This window comes from Centipeda periodontii DSM 2778, assembly GCF_000213975.1.
In the GTDB taxonomy this organism is placed as follows: domain Bacteria; phylum Bacillota; class Negativicutes; order Selenomonadales; family Selenomonadaceae; genus Centipeda; species Centipeda periodontii.
Window position 1 is genome coordinate 1,162,134 of record NZ_GL892076.1, and the last position, 18,942, is coordinate 1,181,075.

17 protein-coding genes are annotated in these 18,942 nt (G+C 56.8%); 16 read left to right on the forward strand and 1 reads right to left on the reverse strand.

Annotation, left to right across the window (positions count from 1 at the left end; translation table 11 throughout):
• The first annotated feature begins 10 nt into the window (after positions 1–10).
• The 3 genes from HMPREF9081_RS05095 (at position 11) to HMPREF9081_RS05105 (ending at position 4,569) form a co-directional block, all read left to right on the forward strand.
• Positions 11–1,552: an ABC transporter permease/substrate-binding protein gene (locus HMPREF9081_RS05095; RefSeq protein WP_006305975.1), complete on the forward strand. Its 1,542-nt coding sequence runs from the start codon at positions 11–13 to the stop codon at positions 1,550–1,552.
• A 184-nt stretch (positions 1,553–1,736) separates the two neighbouring features.
• Positions 1,737–3,629, forward strand: a complete 1,893-nt coding sequence (locus HMPREF9081_RS05100) for a fructose-bisphosphatase class III (protein ID WP_040394566.1) — start codon at positions 1,737–1,739, stop codon at positions 3,627–3,629.
• A 73-nt stretch (positions 3,630–3,702) separates the two neighbouring features.
• The gene (locus HMPREF9081_RS05105) at positions 3,703–4,569 is read left to right on the forward strand and encodes a PD-(D/E)XK nuclease family transposase (RefSeq protein WP_006305977.1); all 867 of its coding nucleotides are present in this window, start codon (positions 3,703–3,705) and stop codon (positions 4,567–4,569) included.
• A 410-nt stretch (positions 4,570–4,979) separates the two neighbouring features.
• Here HMPREF9081_RS05105 and HMPREF9081_RS05110 read toward each other — a convergent pair whose 3' ends face one another.
• Positions 4,980–5,966 (reverse strand): phosphatase domain-containing putative toxin, encoded by a 987-nt coding sequence (locus HMPREF9081_RS05110; protein WP_006305978.1) that lies wholly within the window; start codon positions 5,964–5,966, stop codon positions 4,980–4,982.
• Positions 5,967–6,185: 219 nt separating this feature from the next.
• Here HMPREF9081_RS05110 and ileS point away from each other — a divergent pair, with 219 nt between their 5' ends.
• The 13 genes from ileS (at position 6,186) to HMPREF9081_RS05175 (ending at position 18,939) form a co-directional block, all read left to right on the forward strand.
• Positions 6,186–9,305 carry an isoleucine--tRNA ligase gene (gene ileS / locus HMPREF9081_RS05115; RefSeq protein ID WP_006305979.1) on the forward strand — a complete coding sequence of 1,040 codons (3,120 nt, stop codon included), beginning with the start codon at positions 6,186–6,188 and terminating at the stop codon, positions 9,303–9,305.
• Positions 9,306–9,430: 125 nt separating this feature from the next.
• A complete protein-coding gene (locus HMPREF9081_RS05120) occupies positions 9,431–10,108 on the forward strand; it encodes a metal-dependent hydrolase (protein ID WP_006305980.1) in 678 nt (225 codons plus the stop codon).
• Positions 10,105–11,073 (forward strand): tRNA (adenosine(37)-N6)-dimethylallyltransferase MiaA, encoded by a 969-nt coding sequence (gene miaA / locus HMPREF9081_RS05125; RefSeq protein WP_006305981.1) that lies wholly within the window; start codon positions 10,105–10,107, stop codon positions 11,071–11,073. The genes HMPREF9081_RS05120 and miaA overlap by 4 nt, the downstream gene beginning before the upstream one ends.
• Positions 11,070–11,303, forward strand: a complete 234-nt coding sequence (hfq, locus tag HMPREF9081_RS05130) for an RNA chaperone Hfq (RefSeq protein ID WP_006305982.1) — start codon at positions 11,070–11,072, stop codon at positions 11,301–11,303. Before miaA ends, hfq begins: the two co-directional genes overlap by 4 nt.
• A 65-nt stretch (positions 11,304–11,368) precedes the next feature.
• Positions 11,369–11,824 (forward strand): dUTP diphosphatase, encoded by a 456-nt coding sequence (gene dut / locus HMPREF9081_RS05135; protein WP_006305983.1) that lies wholly within the window; start codon positions 11,369–11,371, stop codon positions 11,822–11,824.
• A 75-nt stretch (positions 11,825–11,899) separates the two neighbouring features.
• Positions 11,900–12,343 carry an RrF2 family transcriptional regulator gene (locus HMPREF9081_RS05140; protein WP_006305984.1) on the forward strand — a complete coding sequence of 148 codons (444 nt, stop codon included), beginning with the start codon at positions 11,900–11,902 and terminating at the stop codon, positions 12,341–12,343.
• Positions 12,340–13,476: a cysteine desulfurase family protein gene (locus HMPREF9081_RS05145; RefSeq protein ID WP_006305985.1), complete on the forward strand. Its 1,137-nt coding sequence runs from the start codon at positions 12,340–12,342 to the stop codon at positions 13,474–13,476. Before HMPREF9081_RS05140 ends, HMPREF9081_RS05145 begins: the two co-directional genes overlap by 4 nt.
• A gap of 81 nt (positions 13,477–13,557) precedes the next feature.
• Positions 13,558–14,445 carry a helix-turn-helix domain-containing protein gene (locus HMPREF9081_RS05150; protein WP_006305986.1) on the forward strand — a complete coding sequence of 296 codons (888 nt, stop codon included), beginning with the start codon at positions 13,558–13,560 and terminating at the stop codon, positions 14,443–14,445.
• A 30-nt stretch (positions 14,446–14,475) separates the two neighbouring features.
• Entirely contained in the window at positions 14,476–14,940 is a 465-nt protein-coding gene (gene nrdR / locus HMPREF9081_RS05155; RefSeq protein WP_006305987.1) for a transcriptional regulator NrdR, read from the forward strand.
• A 24-nt stretch (positions 14,941–14,964) separates the two neighbouring features.
• Complete coding sequence (locus HMPREF9081_RS05160; RefSeq protein WP_006305988.1) at positions 14,965–16,713, forward strand: radical SAM protein; 1,749 nt, start codon at positions 14,965–14,967, stop codon at positions 16,711–16,713.
• Positions 16,710–17,525: a peptidoglycan editing factor PgeF gene (pgeF, locus tag HMPREF9081_RS05165; protein WP_006305989.1), complete on the forward strand. Its 816-nt coding sequence runs from the start codon at positions 16,710–16,712 to the stop codon at positions 17,523–17,525. Before HMPREF9081_RS05160 ends, pgeF begins: the two co-directional genes overlap by 4 nt.
• Positions 17,522–18,238, forward strand: a complete 717-nt coding sequence (locus HMPREF9081_RS05170) for a YggS family pyridoxal phosphate-dependent enzyme (RefSeq protein WP_006305990.1) — start codon at positions 17,522–17,524, stop codon at positions 18,236–18,238. The genes pgeF and HMPREF9081_RS05170 overlap by 4 nt, the downstream gene beginning before the upstream one ends.
• A gap of 182 nt (positions 18,239–18,420) precedes the next feature.
• Complete coding sequence (locus tag HMPREF9081_RS05175) at positions 18,421–18,939, forward strand: cell division protein SepF (protein ID WP_006305991.1); 519 nt, start codon at positions 18,421–18,423, stop codon at positions 18,937–18,939.
• Positions 18,940–18,942: the final 3 nt, after the last annotated feature.

Consider the following 18,942-nt stretch of genomic DNA (forward strand, 5'->3'; position numbering starts at 1 on the left):
GGATTGAAACATGGAACTCTTTCAGGCAGTTCTTTCGATTTTTGCAGAGCGCAGTACATTTTTTTTGCAGCTTTTGGTAGAGCATCTTTGGATTTCGGGCGCGGCAATCGGCATCGCAATCGTACTCGGTGGGACGGCAGGCGTGCTGATCCACAAATATGAACGGGCAGCGGCGCCAACACTCGGGACAGTGAACTTTCTCTATACGATCCCGTCGATCTCGATGCTCGGCTTCCTCATTCCGTTCTTTGGCATCGGCAATCGTTCGGCGATCATTGCACTCACGATCTATGCGCTCCTGCCGATGGTACGCGCGACACACACGGGGCTGTCGCAGGTTCAGCCATCCCTGCGTGAGGCTGCTGCAAGCCTCGGCGGCTCGGAGCTGCATGTGCTGACGCGCGTTCAGATTCCGCTCGCGATGCCGATCATCATGAGCGGTATCCGCAATATGGCGACGATGACGATCGCGCTCGCGGGCATTGCATCCTTTATCGGCGCGGGCGGGCTCGGCGTTGCAATCTATCGCGGCATCACGACGAACAATCCCGCACTCACGATCGCAGGCAGTCTTCTGATCGCCGTGCTCGCCCTCGTTGTTGACGGTGTGCTCGGCTTTGCGGAGCGACGTATGGCAGAGCCCGTGCGGGAGCGCGAAATCAGCCGTACGGCATACGCCTCCGCGGCGGCGGCTGTGCTCATTGCGGTGAGCGGTGTGACGTATGGTTTTTTCGGGAAGGCAGATGTCGTGCATATCGCGACGAAGCCGATGACGGAGCAGCTCATCATGGGCGAGATGCTGAAGCTCGTCATTGAGCACGATACGGGGCTCGAGGCGCGTATTACGGCAGGAGTCGGCGGCGGCACGTCGAACATCCACCCCGGCATGGAGAGCGGCGCGTTCGATATTTACCCCGAGTACACGGGGACGGGATGGAACATGGTGCTCAAGGAGGAGTCGAAATACGGTGAGGAACTGTTTCCGAAGCTGACCGAGGAGTATGAGCGGCGCTTTCGAATGCGCTGGATGGGGATGTATGGCTTTAACGATACGTTTGGCATTGCTGTGCGGCGTGACATTGCAGAGCAATACGATCTCCACACTTATTCCGACCTGCGCCGCGCGGCGCCCAATCTCACCTTTGGTGCGGAGTATGATTTCTTCGAGCGTGCGGATGGATTTCCCGCGCTCTGCAAGGCATACGGACTTGATTTTGCACGTACGGTTGATCTCGATATCGGGCTGAAATATCAGGCACTCGCGAACAAGCAAATGGATGTGATGATTGTGTTCACGACGGATGGGCAGCTTGCGGCGTCGGATGCACGCGTCTTGACAGACGATCAGGGATTCTTCCCGTCCTATCGCTGCGGGAACGTCGTGCGTGCAGAGGTGTTGGAGCGCCATCCGGAGCTTGGCGATGCGCTGGACAAGCTGACGGGTATCATCACGGATGAAGAGATGGCGGCGATGAACTACGCTGTCGAGAGCGAGGGAAAAGAGCCGCGCTCCGTTGCGGAGAATTTTCTTCGCGGAAAGGGACTTCTTTGAAGGAGTACGTTTGCGTACTCCCCGCGAACGCCTCGTTGCGCAAGTGATCGTGTGCTCCTCACTTGCTTCACTAAGCGCGAGCTCGTGCTTCCTCTCATTTCGCGTCCTTGAATTTTCACCTGCATAATGTTAGAATGCAGAAGAGTAAAAATATTGCGTAGGAGGAAACAAGGTGAGTATAAACATGATAAATACAGAACAGGAAAAGGTGCTCCGCCTGATGGCGGAGAAGTATCCGACGAAGGAAATTGTCTATGAGAAGATTGTCTATCTGAAGTCGCAGCTCATGTTGCCGAAGGGCACGGAGCACTTCATGAGCGATCTGCACGGCGCGTATGATTCGTTCTTTCACATTCTCAACAACTGTTCGGGCGTCATCAAGGAGAAGGTGGATTACTGTTTCGGCGAGCGCATGACAGAGGAGGACAAAGCGGAGTTCTGCACGCTCATTTACTATCCGCGCGAAAAGGTGGAGCAGCAGACGGCGGCGGGCAAGGCGACGGCAATCTGGTACCAGCAGACCATTGCCAACCTGCTCGAGCTCACGAAGCTCATGAGCTGGAAACTCCCCGCGAGCAAGATGCGCAGCTACATCCCGAAGCGCTACGAATCCGTCATTGTGGAGCTCTTGAACACACATCCAAAGTTGGATGAGGCACAGCTCTACTACTATAAACAACTGATCGAAACGATTGTGGAGATTGGCGGCGGCGCGGACTACATCGAGGCGTTCAGCATCCTCATCAAGCGTCTCGCGGTCGAACGCATCCATATCGTCGGCGACTTCTACGACCGCGGCGACCGCCCCGACGGGATCCTCGACCTTCTCATGGAGCATCCGTCTGTCGATATCCAGTGGGGCAACCACGATGTGCTCTGGATGGGGGCGGCACTCGGGAGCGAGGTCTGCATTGCAGCGGTCATCCGCAACTCGCTGCGCTATCGCAATACGGACGTACTCGAGCGCGGTTACGGCATCAGCCTGCGTCCGCTCTCAACCTTCGCCTCGCGCATCTACCCTGACGAGAATCCAATCAAGGCGGCAGAGCGCGCCATCACAATGATGATGTTCAAGCTTGAGGGGGCGCTTATCAAGCGCAACACGGACTTTCAGATGGAGGATCGCCTGCTCCTCGACAAGATTGACTTCAGCTCGTCCTATGTCACGCTTGGCAGTGGGCGGCGCGTGGAGCTTGAGAGCGCGTATTTCCCAACGATTGACGGCAGTGCGAACTGCTACGAACTCACGGAGGAGGAGCGGCACATCATCGACGATCTGCGCTCCTACTTCCTTGAGAGCAAGGCGCTGCAGCGCCATGTAGACTATCTCTACGAGCGCGGCAGCATGTATCTGTGTTGCAACGGCAATCTGCTCTTTCACGCCTGCGTTCCGATGGACGAGGCGGGGAATTTTCGGACGATTACATACAAAGGAAAAGAGTATCGTGGGCGGGCGTGGCTGGATTTCTGCGAGGAGAAGGCGCGCGAGGCGTGGCTTGAGCATACACGGGAGGGACTGGACTTTATGTACTTCCTCTGGTGCGGACTGCTCGCGCCGACCTCGGGCCGCTCGTTCACGACGTTTGAGCGTTCCTTTATCGCGGATGAGTCGACGTGGGAGGAACCGTCCGACCCATATTTCCGTCTTGTGAACGATGAGGCGATCTGTGAAAAGATCCTTGCGGAGTTCGGACTGGATCCGAAGCACGGGCACATCATCAACGGGCATGTTCCCGTCAAGGTAAAAAAGGGAGAGAGCCCCCTGCGCGCCAGCGGGCGCGCACTCGTCATCGACGGTGGATTTGCGGCACCGTTTCGCGCGAAGACCGGTATCTCCGGCTACACACTCATCTACAACTCGCGCGGGCTGCGTCTTCTACAGCATCAGGCGGTCGCCAATGTGCGCGAGGCACTGCGCGAGAACCGCGACATCGAGTCCGTCTCGCAGACGGTCGAGCTGCAGGCGCGCAGTTCCCTCGTGCGCGATACCGACCGCGGCGCGGTGATCGCGGACGAGATTGCTGACCTGCACGCACTCCTACGCGCGTATCAGACAGGGCATATCAAGCCGCAGTAAATTGTGTGGAAAAACTGCTTCATCTTGCGATTGTGTGCGGAATACGCTAAAATACATCATAGGGGGGGATTCGATGACATTCAATATGGAGGAAGCACGCCGTGAGAGGTACAAGGAAATCATTCAGAGTTTTACCTTGCTCGATGATGTCTTTATGACGGCGGTGTTTCAGGACAGTCTCCCCTGTGTTGATCTGGTCTTGCAGATCATCTTAGATCGCCCGAATCTTCGTGCAACGAGCGTTGTCACGCAGGATACACTGAAGAATCTGCATGGGCATGATGTCCGGCTCGATATTCACGCATTTGCGGACGGGCAGGAGTTCAACATCGAGATTCAACGTGCGAGAAAGGGAGCGGCACCGCGCAGAGCGCGCTATCATAGCAGCATTATGGACGCGAATGCATTGCCCGAGGGGGCTGATTACGAGAAGCTGCCGGAGAGTTATGTTATCTTCATCACAGAGACCGATGTACTCGGGAAAGGGAAGCCACTCTACGTGATTGAGCGGACGATAAAGGGTGATGGAGATTTCTTTGATGACGGCACGCATATCGTCTATGTGAACAGTTCAATTGTGGATACGGAAACACCGCTCGGCAAGCTGATGCACGATTTTCGATGCGTGCAGCCCGATAAGATGTACTATGGCGTTCTCGCGGAGCGAGCGGGAGCATTTAAGAAGACCGAGGAAGGAGTAATGGCTATGAGCTCGAAGTGGGAACAGTTCGTTCAGGAAATTCGTGAAGAGGCGATGGAACGTGGCATGGAGCGTGGCATGGAGCGTGGCATGGAGCGTGGCATGGAGCGCGGCGCAGAGAACGCATATCTTTCTTCGATCCGAGCGATAATGGAAAAATTGTCGGTTACGGCAGAGAAGGCAATGGATGTGCTTGCAATTCCTCAATCCGAGTGGGGACGGTATAAAGCAATGCTTTGAGACAAGATGGTGTTAGGCAAGAAATCGCCGATAAAACAGACCCTCAGCATAGTGCAGATTTTTCTGTCCGATTGAGGTGGCAACCGGACGCATAGCAAAAGCTATGTGGAGGATTTGCCGGATCTGAGACAGGGGCGTTTCATAAAATTAGAAACAAGGGAACAGGGGGATTGACAGCAACGTTCTGTGCATGGTATTTTCCGATAAAGGGAGGAAGGATCCATGTACAGAACTTTTTCGATTCTTGAAGACCTGCGTCATGAAAGCTATGTGATTCATCGCTTAGAGAACGTCCTGACGATTGTCATGTGTGCCGTTTTCCCATATTTTACGCCAGAAGTCGGTGTTTTTTGCACAAAATTTGAGGCTATTGCACGTTTGTTTTGTGCAACAGCCCCTTTCTTATGCACTTATGGATTCTTCTTCAGCCACATACTCCACGGTATGGCATAGTCGTTCTTGTGATTCTGCTGAACGTAGTCGTAGAACTTTGCGATCATCTCTGCCTTGTGATGGTAGTCTGCATCCTCCCATCCCGTCGGTGCATGCAGCGTGGTCGGGTCGTAGGCGAGGTATGCTCCGCCGAGCAGGTACTGACGATAGAGGATGTCCTTCAGCGGGACGGAGGGATTTTTCATCATATCGTACATTGCCATAAAGCTGGTCGTGCGTCCCTTGCCTGCCTGACAGTGAAAGTGCATCCATGTGTCCGCGGGCATTTTTTTCACGAGATCGACAAAATTGTCGATGGTTTGCGGGTCTGCCCATTTGTGGTCGGTGACGGCGAGACGGACGTAGCGCACGCCCGCATCCTCGACCAGCTCACGCTCCGTCATCGCCGTTATGACGCGGATGGTCTGCGGATTTTTTGGCTGCTTTTTCTTGTCGAGGTGCGCGAGCACGACATCCTTGCCCTGTGCACTGCGAATGCGCATGTTCTCGTCACACAGTGCCTCGTACTTCGTCCTGCCGATATTGCCCCAGTCGTGCTTGCCGTACCAGCTGACGGCGTTTCCATTCATGAAGCCGTGCGACTCCTGCCGCAGATCGACGATACAGATCGAGCCCTTTGCGCGCGTGTGCAAGTCTTTCAGCAGTGCGTGAAAGGCAGGGACGGAGAACTCCGCGCTTCCCGAGAGCGGCAGGGCGTCCAGTCCCTCACGAGACGGAGTGTAGTTCGGGTCGACACCGAACTTCGCTGTGTCTGTCCGCGTTTGGAACGGCGATCCCGCCGTGCGGAAATTGTGCGGCAGTTCCGCCTCATTGCCCGCCGCCGTATCGATGCGCCAGACATAGCCCCGGTAGTCTGCATTCGTATCGGTGGCAGAGGCGGTGTATGGGATGATACATAGCGTGCATAATAGCAGGGCAGTGAGTAAATGTTTGAATGCGTGCATGAGACCCTCCGCTGTGTAAACTGACGATTCTTTCGGAATTGCTGGTAAAACCTTCGCTCGAATTGGAGTGGTTTTTATCCGTGCTTTCTATATTCATCGTTGGTTATAGCACTCTTTGCATAAAGGTGCAAGGGAAATCTTGGGCAGATGCCGCCTGTTCCTTGAAAAATCCCCTCCCGTGTGCTAGAATGACGTGACTATGCTACGGGAGGGGTTTCTTTGTACGAGAAAGTAGATACCAATCTGAATTTTGCCGCGCGTGAGAAAGCCGTTGCGGATTTTTGGCGCGAGAATCATATTGCACAGCAGGCGGTGGACCAGCGTGAGGGCTGCGAGACGTTCACGTTCTATGACGGTCCGCCGACGGCGAACGGTCGCCCGCATATCGGGCATGTCCTGACGCGCGTCATCAAGGATATGTTGCCGCGCTACCAGTCGATGAAGGGGCGCAAGGTGCTCCGCAAGGCGGGCTGGGACACACACGGCCTGCCCGTCGAGCTCGAGGTGGAGAAGGCGATCGGCATCAACGGCAAAGAGCAGATTGAGGAGTACGGCATCGAGCCGTTCATCAAGAAGTGCCGCGAGTCCGTCTGGACGTACAAGGCGATGTGGGAGGAGTTCTCCGATGTTGTCGGCTTCTGGGCGGATATGGAGCATCCCTACATTACCTATGAAAATGACTTCATTGAGTCGGAGTGGTGGGCGCTCAAGGAAATCTGGAAGAAGGGGCTGCTCTATCAGGGGCACAAGATCGTCCCGTACTGCCCGCGTTGCGGCACGCCGCTCTCCTCGCACGAGGTCGCACAGGGATATAAGGATGTAACGGAGCGTTCGGCAATCGTGCGCTTCAAGGCGGCGGATGAGGATGCCTACTTCCTCGCGTGGACGACGACGCCGTGGACGCTCCCGTCGAACCTCGGTCTCTGCGTGAACCCGAACGTGACATACGTCAAGGTGCGCGTCTACGGCAAGGTCTACTACCTTGCCGAGGCACTGATGGACAGCGTATTCGCGGGTTCGTGGGGCGACCGCGAGGTACTTGGAACGATGAAGGGCAGCGAGCTCGAGCATCGGAAATATGAGCCGCTCTATTCCTTTGCAACGAAGGATGTGCGGGACAAGGCGTTCTTCGTCACCTGCGACGACTACGTTACGACCGAGGACGGCACGGGCATCGTCCACATCGCACCTGCCTTCGGTGAGGACGATAACCGCGTCTGCCGCAAGTATGGCATGCCGTTCGTTCAGTTCGTCAACGACAAGGGCGAGATGACGGAAGAGACGGATTGGCCGGGCGTCTTCGTAAAGGATGCCGACCCGCTGATTCTCAAGGATCTCGAGAAGAGCGGCAAGCTCTTCAAGGCACCCGAGTTCACGCACAGCTATCCGCACTGTTGGCGCTGCGACACGCCGCTGATCTACTATGCACATGCCTCGTGGTTCATTCGTATGACAGCAGTGCGCGATGCGCTCGTTGCGAACAACAGGACAGTCAACTGGATTCCGAAGTCCATTGGAGAGGGGCGTTTCGGCAACTGGATCGAGCATGTGCAGGATTGGAGCATCAGCCGCGACCGCTATTGGGGGACGCCGCTGAACATCTGGAAATGCGGCTGCGGGCACGAGCACGCGATCGGCTCGATCGCGGAACTGCGTGAGCTTCAGCCGAACTGCCCCGCCGATATCGAGCTGCATCGTCCGTACATCGACGCGATCACGTTCCCGTGTGAGAAGTGCGGCGCGGAGATGCACCGCGTGCCCGAGGTCATCGACTGCTGGTTCGACTCCGGTGCGATGCCGTTTGCGCAGTGGCATTATCCTTTTGAGAACAAGGCAATCTTCGAAAAATACTTCCCTGCGGACTTCATCTCAGAGGCGGTCGATCAGACGCGCGGCTGGTTCTACTCACTGATTGCGATCTCGACGCTGCTCTTTGACAAGAGCCCATATAGGAACGTCATCGTCCTCGGTCATGTGCAGGATGAGAACGGACAGAAGATGAGCAAGTCCAAGGGCAACGCGGTCGAACCGATGGATGCCCTGCGCCGTCACGGAGCGGACGCGATTCGCTGGTACTTCTATGAGAACAGCGCCCCGTGGCTGCCGAACCGCTTCTCCGACGACGCGGTGCAGGAGGGTGCACGCAAGTTCATGGGGACGCTCTGGAACACGTACGCGTTCTACGTTCTCTATGCGAACATCGACGAATTCGATCCGACGGTGCACACGCTCGACTACGACCGCCTCTCGGTTATGGATCGCTGGGTGTTCTCACGCCTGAATACGATGGTGCGTACGGTGGACGACTGCCTCAGTAACTATCGTGTCACCGAGGCGGCAAAGGCGGTGCAGTCCTTCGTCGAGGAACTGTCGAACTGGTATGTGCGCCGCAGCCGCAGCCGTTTCTGGGCGAAGGGCATGGAGCAGGACAAGGTGGATGCCTATCTGACGCTCTATACCGCACTTGTGACGACGGTGAAGGCGGCGGCGCCGATGGTTCCGTTCATCACGGAGAGCATCTACCGCAATCTCGTCTGCTCGGTCGACAAGAACGCGCCGATCTCCGTGCATCTCGCGGATTTCCCAACGGTGAACGAGGCGCTCATTGACACGCAGCTCGAGGAGAACATGGAGATCGTGCTCGAGGTTGTGACGCTCGGACGTGCGGCGCGCAACGCGGCGAACATCAAGAATCGTCAGCCCGTTGCGAATATGTTTGTCAAGGCGGAGCACACGCTGCCCGAGTTTTTTGTCGAGATTATTGAGGACGAGCTGAATGCCAAGGTGGTCACATTCCGTGACGATATGTCGGACTTCCTCGCCTACCATGTGAAGCCGAACTTCCATGCGCTCGGTCCCAAGGTCGGCAAGCGCATGGGTGCGGTCAAGAAGGCGCTCGAGGAGAGCGACGGCGCGACGGTGAAGGAGGCGCTTGCGGGGGACGGTAGCTACACGCTTCACCTTGCGGACGGCGATGTCACGGTCACGTCCGAGGATGTCGAGGTCACGCTCTCCCAGCAGGAGGGCTACAACTGCCAGAGCTACGGCGGCGTCACGGTTGCACTTGAGACGACGCTTACGGAGGAACTTCTCGAAGAGGGCTTTGTCCGCGAGATCATCAGCAAGGTGCAGACGATGCGCAAGGAGTGCGGGCTTGAGGTGACGGATCATATCGCGCTCGATCTCTCGGGCAACGCGAAGCTCACGGCAATCGCGCAGAAGAACGAATCGTTTATCCGCGAAATTACGCTCGCCGATTCCGTTTCCTACGACGCGCCCGCAGGCACGAGCAAGGAGTGGAACATCAACGGTGAGAAGCTGACGCTCAGCATCAAGTAAAATTTTCGGCAACGAGCCGCTTTGTTTGGGGATCACCGAATGAAGCGGCTTTTCTATTGACATTGTGGGGACATATCGTATAATGAAACACAACAAACGAATTGTGAAATAGGAGAGTGGTCGCAATGGTAAAATTCAGCTACTACGGTCATGCGGCTTTTTTGCTTGACGACGGAACGCATAAGGTGTTGGTGGATCCCTTTCTGACGGGGAATCCGACGGCGAGCATCGCGGCGAATGAGGTGGACTGTGATTTCATCCTGCTCACGCACGCACATGGGGATCATCTCGGCGATGCGCCATCGATTGCGACACGCACGGGGGCGGCGATTGTAGCGATCCCGGAGGTCATCTCGGTATGTGAGAGTCAGGCGTGCGCGGAGATCAAATCCTATCCCATGAACATCGGTGGCTCGCTCGATCTGCCGTTCGGCAAGGTGCGCATGACGTTCGCCCAGCACAGCGCGGGCGTCGCCGGTGGGATTGCCTGCGGTTTCGTCATCTACATCGGCGGCAAGGTCGTCTACTACTCCGGCGATACGGCGCTTTTCAGCGACATGCAGCTGATCGGGCGCAAGGATGTCATCGACTACGCCGTGCTTCCGATCGGCGATAACTATACGATGGGGCTGGAGGATGCGGCACAGGCGGCACAGTGGATCAACGCAGGACACGTCATCCCGATTCACTACGATACGTGGCCGGTCATCGCGCAGGAAGTGAACCGTTACAAGGAGGTCACGGAGGCGATGACACGCGCGAAGGTAAACATCGTCGCACCGGGCGAAACGATCGAACTTTGACCGCACACGCGAAAAGCTCACTCCTCGTGCTGCTCGGCCCGACGGCAGTCGGAAAGACAGAACTTTCGCTGAAACTTGCCGAGACGCTTGGGACGGATATCATATCGGGCGATTCCATGTGTATCTATCGTGGATTTGATATCGGCAGTGCAAAGCCGACTGTTGCAGAGCAAGCGCGTGTCCCTCATCATCTCGTCGATGTGTTGGACGCGGATGAATCGTTTTCGGTTACGGCGTTTGTTGCGCGTGTTGCCGCACTTGTCAAGGAGTGTGAGATGCGGGGGCGCCTGCCATTTATTGTCGGTGGGACGGGGCTCTACATCAAGGCGCTCATCGAGGGATACGATTTCAATGAAACGCAGGAGCACCGATTTTTTCGTCGGGCGATGGAGGCGATTGCCGCACGGCGCGGAAATTCACGCGTGCATTCCTTCCTTGCGCATCGTGACCCGCAGGCGGCGGAGCGGTTGCACGCGAACAATCTCCGGCGCGTGATCCGCGCGCTTGAGGTCGTGCGCTATGGCGATGAGCGCATTTCGCAGGAGAGTGCGTTTGCGGTCGGTGCAGCTCCATACGATGCCTTTGTGATCGGACTCACCCGCGCACGCCCGCATCTTTATGAGCGGATCAATGCGCGTGTGGAGGCGATGTTCAAAGCGGGGCTTGTGGATGAGGTAACGGCACTTCTCGCGGGCGGTGTAGGGCGCGATGCTCCTGCGATGAAGGGCATCGGTTATAGGGAAACGGCAGCATATCTCGCGGGTGAGATGGGCCGTGCAGAGGCAGTTGCTGCCATTCAGACGGCGACGCGGCATTTTGCAAAGAGACAGATGACATGGTACCGGCGCATGCCATACATCCACTGGTATGATGCGGATGCGCGGACGGAGCAGGAGCTCCTGCACGTGATCCTTGCGGATATACGCGCATGGCAGGAGACCAGAGAAAGGAGCACTCAGGCGTGACGGCGAAAACCATCAATTTGCAGGATAATTTTCTCAATCAGGTGCGAAAGGACGGCATTTCTGTGACGATCCACCTTGTGAACGGGTTTCAGATCAAGGGCACGGTGCGGGGCTTTGACAACTTCATTGTCATGATCGACAGTATGGGAAAACAGCAGATGATTTACAAGCATGCAATTTCGACCATCACTCCTGCACAGACGGTGAAGGTGCTGCCGGAGGAGTCCTGAGCGGAGATTATGACGCTGCTGCACCGAGTACGGCGCGGCGGCTTTTTATATTTGAGGGGAAATAAATGAAAACACGCGGCTTTGAAGTTGTCTCCATGTATGGGACGGCGGGCATCTATCTGCCGGAGCGCAAAACGGGTGCGAGTACGGGCTACGACTTCGCTGCGGCCGAATCTGTCGAGATTGCGCCGGGAGAGGGGGCGCTTGTTCCGACGGGGGTCAAGGCGTATATGCAGCCGGATGAGGTGTTGCTCATCTACATCCGCTCGAGCACGGCACTCAAGAAGCACCTCATGCTGCTGAACAGTGTGGGCGTGATCGACGCGGACTACTACGGCAACGCGGAGAACGAGGGGCATATCTATATCCCGCTTTACAACTATGGGAAGAAGCCTGTGTGCATCGCGGTGGGCGAGCGCATCGCGCAGGGGATCTTCACGCATTATCTGACGGTAGACGGTGATACGGCGGGGCGCGGCGGCAAGCGAACGGGCGGATTCGGGTCGACAGGGAATCTTTGACAGGAAAACGAAACTCATTTATAATGACGGTGTATTGATATAGAATGGGATCCCTATATCCATTTGGGAGATGTTATGAAGCTTTCAACGAAAGGGCGCTACAGTGTTACGGCGCTCTATGAACTTGCTCTGCACTACGGAGAGGGCGTTGTGCCTCTCAAGACGATTGCCAAGACGCAGCAGATTTCTGAGAACTATCTGGAGCAGCTGATGGTACCGCTCAAGCGCGCGGGACTTGTAGAGAGCGTACGTGGGGCACAGGGCGGATATGCGCTCGCTCTTCCGCCCGAGGAGGTTACGATCGGACGCATCATCACGGCAGTGGAGGGACCAATTGCCCTCGTAGACTGCCTGCTGATGAGTGCGGAGGCAGAGGGAAAAAGCTGCGTACGTGCAGACAGTTGCGTGACGCGTCGGATCTGGGAGGAGGTGCGTGACAGCATCAATTCCGTGTTGAACAATATTTCACTCGCCGATCTTGTCGTGCGCAATCGGCAGCGTATTGGGGGCAATCAGTGAAGCCTGTCTATCTCGACTACGCCGCGACGACTCCGCTCGACACACGTGTGCTCACAGCAATGCAGCCCTATCTGACGGAGATCTACGGCAACCCGTCCAGCCTGCATTCGTTTGGGCAGGCAGCACGGCGCGGCATTGCGTGTGCGCGGGAGCAGGCGGCTGCACTCATTGGGGCATCCCCCGATGAGGTGTTCTTTACGAGCGGGGGTACGGAGAGCGATAACTGGGCGATTCGCGGGATTGCAGAGGAGCGCAGGGCGGCGGGCTGCGGTGCGCATATCGTGACCTCTGCCGTGGAGCATGCCGCTGTGCGTGAGACGTGTCGTTATCTTGCACGGTGCGGCTTTACGATCACCAAGCTTCCCGTCGACGGGGACGGTCGCGTCGACCCCGTTGCCGTGGAAACGGCACTGCGTACGGATACGGCACTTGTCAGCATCATGACGGCGAACAACGAGGTTGGCACGATCGAGCCGATTGCAAAGATTGGGCAAATCGTCCGCGCACGCGGTATTCCGTTTCATACGGACGCCGTACAGGCGGCGGGCCATATTCCTCTAGATGTAAGCGCATTGCATGTGGATGCACTTTCCTTCTCTGCACATAAATTCTGTGGACCGAAGGGCGTCGGCGTGCTTTACCTGCGACGCGGGATGAAGTGCGCACCGCTTCTCTATGGCGGTGCACAGGAGCGCGACCTTCGCGCAGGGACGGAGAATGCGGCTGCGATTGTCGGCTGCGGGCGTGCGGCAGAGATTGCGCGTGCCGAGATGGGTGTAGAGGATGAGCGGCTGCGTGCGTATACGAATCTGCTGCGGACAAAGCTCTCGGTGATCGATGGGATTGTCTTTCATGCAGCCGCGCAGGAACGCCTCGCGGGGATTCTGAATTTCGGTGTGCGCGGCATAGCGCAGGACAGCCTTCTCATCCGTCTCGATCTTGAGGGGTTCGCCGTATCGGCAGGAAGTGCATGCAGCGCGGGCGCTGCACATCCGTCCCACGTCCTGACGGCACTGGGATTTTCGGACGGGGAAGCGCGCTCTGCGATTCGCGTGAGTCTCGGGCGCTTTACGGAGCGGGAGGATGTGCTCGCTTTTGCAGATGCAGTGATTCAGATTGCAGAAGAGTACTGAAAAAATTTGTCTTTGCAGGATACTTCATGTATAATAATGGCAATATATTCCGGAAGTGACAAAAGTCAGGGAGGGAGTCGTATGGTAGGGGACATCTTACGTAGAGAGCGTGAGAAACAGGGGCTGACGATTGCCGATATCGAGAAGGGGACCAGTATTCGCGGGCTCTATATCGGGTGTATTGAGCAGGGCAAGGTCGAGGAACTGCCCGGGATGGTCTATGCGAAGGGGTTTGTGCGCAACTATGCGAAATTTCTTGGATTGGATGCCGAGGCACTCGTGCAGCAGTTTGCGGAGGAGAACGGGAGCGCACCTGCGCCCACACCCGCTCCGGCAGAACCCGAGGCTGCACCAAAGCGTATTTCGTTGAGCAACGTGGGGGATGAATCGCTGTCACAGATCTCCATCGGCAGCCCGAGCTCGTCTTATGCGGGGATCTTTGGCAAGCTTGCCGTGGGGATCGTTGTGCTTGTTGCACTTGTAGGCGGCGGTGTCGCCGTCATCTCTGCGATCAACTCCCCGGCAAAAGAAACGGCGACAGCGCCTCCGGTCAAGACGGAGCAGCCTGTTGCAGTACCGGCCGCCGCCGAGGCTGCGGCTACGGACGAGGCACGTGCCGCCGCTGCAAATGCCGATGGGGTACGTGTGAGTGTAAATCTCACGGAGCGCTGCTGGACAGAGGTGAGCGTTGACGGGAAACCTGTCTTTGAGGGGATCCTTGAAAAGGGCAAGAGCGAGAACTGGCAGGGCAAGGAGTCTGTTGTCGTCCGTGCGGGCAATGCGGGCGCATTGGATGTGTCGCTCAACGGCAAGCAGCTGGGCAAATTCGGCGACAACGGGGAAGTCCTCGAACGCCGTTTTACGAAGACGACAAAGGAACTGAAGGATACACTGTCTCCGGCGGGTCCGGATAATAAGGCGCCCACCGCCAATCCAAAGGATGCAAGGAATACAGCGAATACGAAATGACCTACGGCGCATGAGGAAGGATGAAGTACGATGAAATGTCCTTTTTGCAAGAAGCCGGACAGCCGGGTGATCGATTCGAGGGCTGCGGATGACGGAGCGACGATTCGCCGGCGGCGCGAGTGCAGTGAGTGTGGGCGACGTTTTACGACCTATGAGGTGGTGGAGAAGCTGCCTCTTATGGTTGTCAAGCGCGACAATCGTCGCGAGCCGTTCAATCGAGACAAGCTCCTGACGGGGATCATTCGCTCGTGTGACAAGCGTGATATCTCGATGGAGCAGATCACGAACTTCGTCGCGGAGATCGAGCGTGACATTCGCAACCGTACGGAGCCGGAGGTGCTGTCCGAGAAGATCGGGGAGATCGTTATGGAGCGCCTGAAGGATTTCGATGAGGTCGCATACATTCGCTTCGCCTCGGTCTATCGGAAATTTGACGATATCACGAACTTTATTGAGGAACTCGAAACGTTGCGGGCACGGCGTGGAAAGGAGTAAGGTTACGAAAGGCATAGGTACGAGTTGGACCATCGGCTGAAAAGCAGTTTGCGGGAACGTTTTGCCAAGGAGCGCGGCGCTTATCGCTATCCGGTAGGTGGGCGTACGCGCTTTGCGCTCGTTTATCCCAACACCTATTTTGTGGGCATGTCGAACCTCGGGCTGCATATCATCTATGACCTGCTCAATCGGCGCACGGATACGGCGTGTGAGCGTGTCTTTCTGCCCGATCGTACGGAGCTCCCGCGCTACGAGCGCACGCAGATGCCGATGATGAGCATTGAGACGCAGACGCCTCTTGCGGACTTCGCTGTCATCGGCTTTGTTGTTTCTTTCGAAATGGATTACTTTCATATCGTCAAAATGCTTGCGCTCAGCCATGTGCGTCCCCTTGCGGAAGAACGTACGGCGCGTGATCCTCTCGTTATCGCGGGAGGTCCGTGTGCGACGTTCAACCCCGAGCCGCTCGCGGAGATCGTGGACGCCTTCGTCATCGGTGAGGGTGAGGTCATCATGCCTGCTCTGATGGATGCCTATCATGCGGGGATTCGGGCGGGAGATGACCGTGCCGCGCTGCTTCGCCGCCTTGCGTACGTGCCGGGGCTCTATGTGCCCGCACTCTATGTGCCCTCCTACGATGGCGCAGGGAATCTTGCCGCGCTTGTGCCGTCGGCGGATGCACCGCCGTCCGTTGCCCGTCAGTGGGTGCAGGATCTTGACGAATACCCTGCACATACCGTTGTCGTTACGGAGGATACGGAGTTCAACCTCTATCTCATCGAGACGGCGCGCGGCTGTGGACGGCACTGCCGCTTCTGCATGGCGGGCTACTGCTTCCGACGCCCGCGCAACCGTTCTCTCTCTGTGATCGAGAAGGAGGTACGCGCGGCGCTTCCCTATGGGAAGAAGATCGGGCTGATGGGCGCGGCGATCTCCGACTATCCCGAGATCGACGCACTCTGCCGCTCCATCCTCGGTGAGGGGTTGTCCATGTCCGTTGCGTCCTTTCGTGCGGACTCGGTGACGAAGGAGCTCGTCGAAGCCCTTGCCGCGAGCGGACTTCAAACCCTGACGCTTGCACCGGAGGCGGGGAGTGCGCGCATGCGTGCCGTCATCAATAAGGGCATCGAGGAGCATCATCTATTCACGGCGATCGATCTCGGTGCAGCGGCGCATATTCCAAATTTCAAACTATACATCATGGTGGGGCTGCCGTTCGAGGAGGATGCGGACATCGCGGCGATTGTTGACCTCGCGCGGCGCCTGCGTGCCTATATGGACGAGAAGGGCAGCCGCGGGACGCTGACGCTCAGCGTCAATCCGTTCGTGCCTAAGCCGTTTACGCCGTTCCAATGGATGCCGATGGCGGATAAGAAGCGTCTCGATGCCGTGATGAAAAGTATCACACAGGCACTTCGCCGTCATAAAAAGATTGTCGTCAACTTTGAGTCGCCGAAGGAGGCTCTTGTGCAGGCGATTCTTGCGCGCGGCGACCGCCGTCTTTCGCAGCCTCTCATTCGTGCGGCAGAGGGGCGTGGGGCGAAGGAGCTCGTGCCCGAGATGCGGGCGGTGGGGCTTTCTCCCGATGCGTACATCGCGCGGGTGTGGGAGGCTGACGATGCGCTTCCGTGGGAGCATTTGGATATGGGCTTTTCGAAAGAATACCTGTGGCGGGAGTATGAAAAAGCGGCGGTGCTGCAGGCGACACCTGCGTGTTTTGACGGATGTAAGCGGTGCGGTGTTTGTGGCAGCGCGGAAAGGACGAACGAATGAGTTTTGTACTGCAGCACGTGCGCGATAATCTCTGGAGCGGGCGGCTCGATATTTTTCCTGCGGACAGACTTGTGCATGGCTTCTCGGCACGGCAGGGCGGCGTGAGTCCGGCACCGTATGATTCGCTCAATATGGCACTGCATGTTGGTGATGATCCGGCGTGCGTGTGGGAGAACAGGCGGCGGTATTTTGCGGCACTCGGACTCGATGCGGAGCGGATCTGTACGATCCGTCAGGTGCACGGGACGGAGATCGCGCGCGCCTTTCGGCGCGATGCGGGACGTGGGGCACGAGACTATGATGACGCACTCGCGGACGCGGACGCTGTCATCACGAATGACAGCGGTGTTCCGCTGATGCTTTGCTATGCAGACTGCGTGCCCGTCCTCCTTTACGATCCCGTGCATCACGCGGCGGGCGTCGTGCATGCGGGATGGAAGGGGACCGTGCAGCGGATCGCCGCGCAGACGGTCGCGCGTATGGGGGAAGAGTTCGGGACAGCGGCATCCGACGTGCTTGTGGGGATAGGGCCCTCGATCGGGGCAGGCTGTTATACGGTCGGCGCAGAGGTGGCAGATCGCTTTCGTGCAGCGTTTCCGACACATACAGATGCGATCGTGCAGGAACGGGATGGGGCAATCCATCTCGACCTCTGGGCGGCGAATCACATTCAGATGGTGGCGGTGGGCATTTTGGAGGAACATATTGACCATGCGGACATATGCACCTCATGTGACCGAAACTTCTTTTATTCCTATCGTGCCGCTGGCGGCAAGACAGGACGGTTGGCGGGGGTGATGGAACTGAGATGAGTGACGATATGAGGATCGAAACACGGATTCAGGAGGTGCAACGCGCGATCGCAGCAGCGCGTGCACGGCGCTCACATGTGCCAAAGGATGCGCCTGTGGAACTGATTGCCGTGACGAAGAATCATCCCGTGGAGGCAATGCAGGAAGCTGTTGATGCGGGGATTACGAACATTGGCGAGAACCGTGTGCAGGAGGCACTGGACAAGGCGAAGACCTTGGAGCGCGAGGTCAAATGGCATCTCATCGGACATCTGCAGACGAATAAGGTGAAGCATGCCGTGCGGCAGTTTGACCTCATTCATTCGGTGGATTCTGTGCGGCTTGCGCAGGAGATCAACAAGGCAGCAGAGAAGTTCGGCAAGGTGCAGGATATCCTTGTGCAGATCAATCTGGCGCGTGAGGAGACGAAGTCCGGGATCTACCGTGAGGAACTGGATGAAATGCTTGCGGTGATCGATGCATTGCACGCTATTCGCTTGCAGGGTTTTATGTGCATTGCGCCGAATTATGACGATGTGCAGGAGTGCAGACCGCTTTTTCGCGCTATGTATGAACTTTTTCAGCAGGTGAAGGAATGCGAACCGCGCACGGCGGATATCCGCTATCTTTCGATGGGGATGACGCATGATTATGAGATCGCAGTTGAGGAAGGCGCGAATCTTGTACGTGTGGGTACGGCAATTTTTGGTGCACGTCAGTATAGGAAGCACTGATAAATTCAGCACCGCCATCTTGACGTATCTTTTTTGCCCGCACTTCGTCGGCAAATCCTCCACATAGCTTTGGCTATGCGTCCGGTTTGCCTCCTTGTTCGGATGAAAAAATCTACGCCAATCTGAGGGCCTATTTTATCAGCGATTCCTATAATGCAACTCCCTAGGAGGGTGAGGGATCAGTGAGTATCATTAAGAAAATATCAACGAAATTCATCGGCATTACGCCGGAGGATGACGTGGAGGAGAACGAGGATCGGGAAGAGGAAAAGGAGAAGAAAGGCGCACCTGTGACCGAGATCGGCTCACGCGCGAGTCGCCGTACGCAGACGGGCGTGAATCTCTCTGCGTTTCCGGACTTTTCCGCATCCTCGAGCAGTTTGGGCGGCACGCCGGTCGACAACGTGGTTGCGGCATACCGCATGAATGTTGTGGTCATTGAGCCACAGACATTTGACGATGCGCAGCAGGTAGCGATCAATCTGCAAAAAAAGAAGCCCGTTGTACTTAACTTTGAGAAAACAGAAAAGAGCGTGGCAAATCGAATCATTGACTTCATCAGTGGTACGACATACGCACTCAACGGGGATATTAAGAAAATCAGCAACAATGTGGTCCTCTGTGCACCGAGCAATGTCAACGTAAGCTACTCCGAAGAAGAACACCGTCTCGGGGATAATATGTCCTTTCTGAACAGGTAGAGC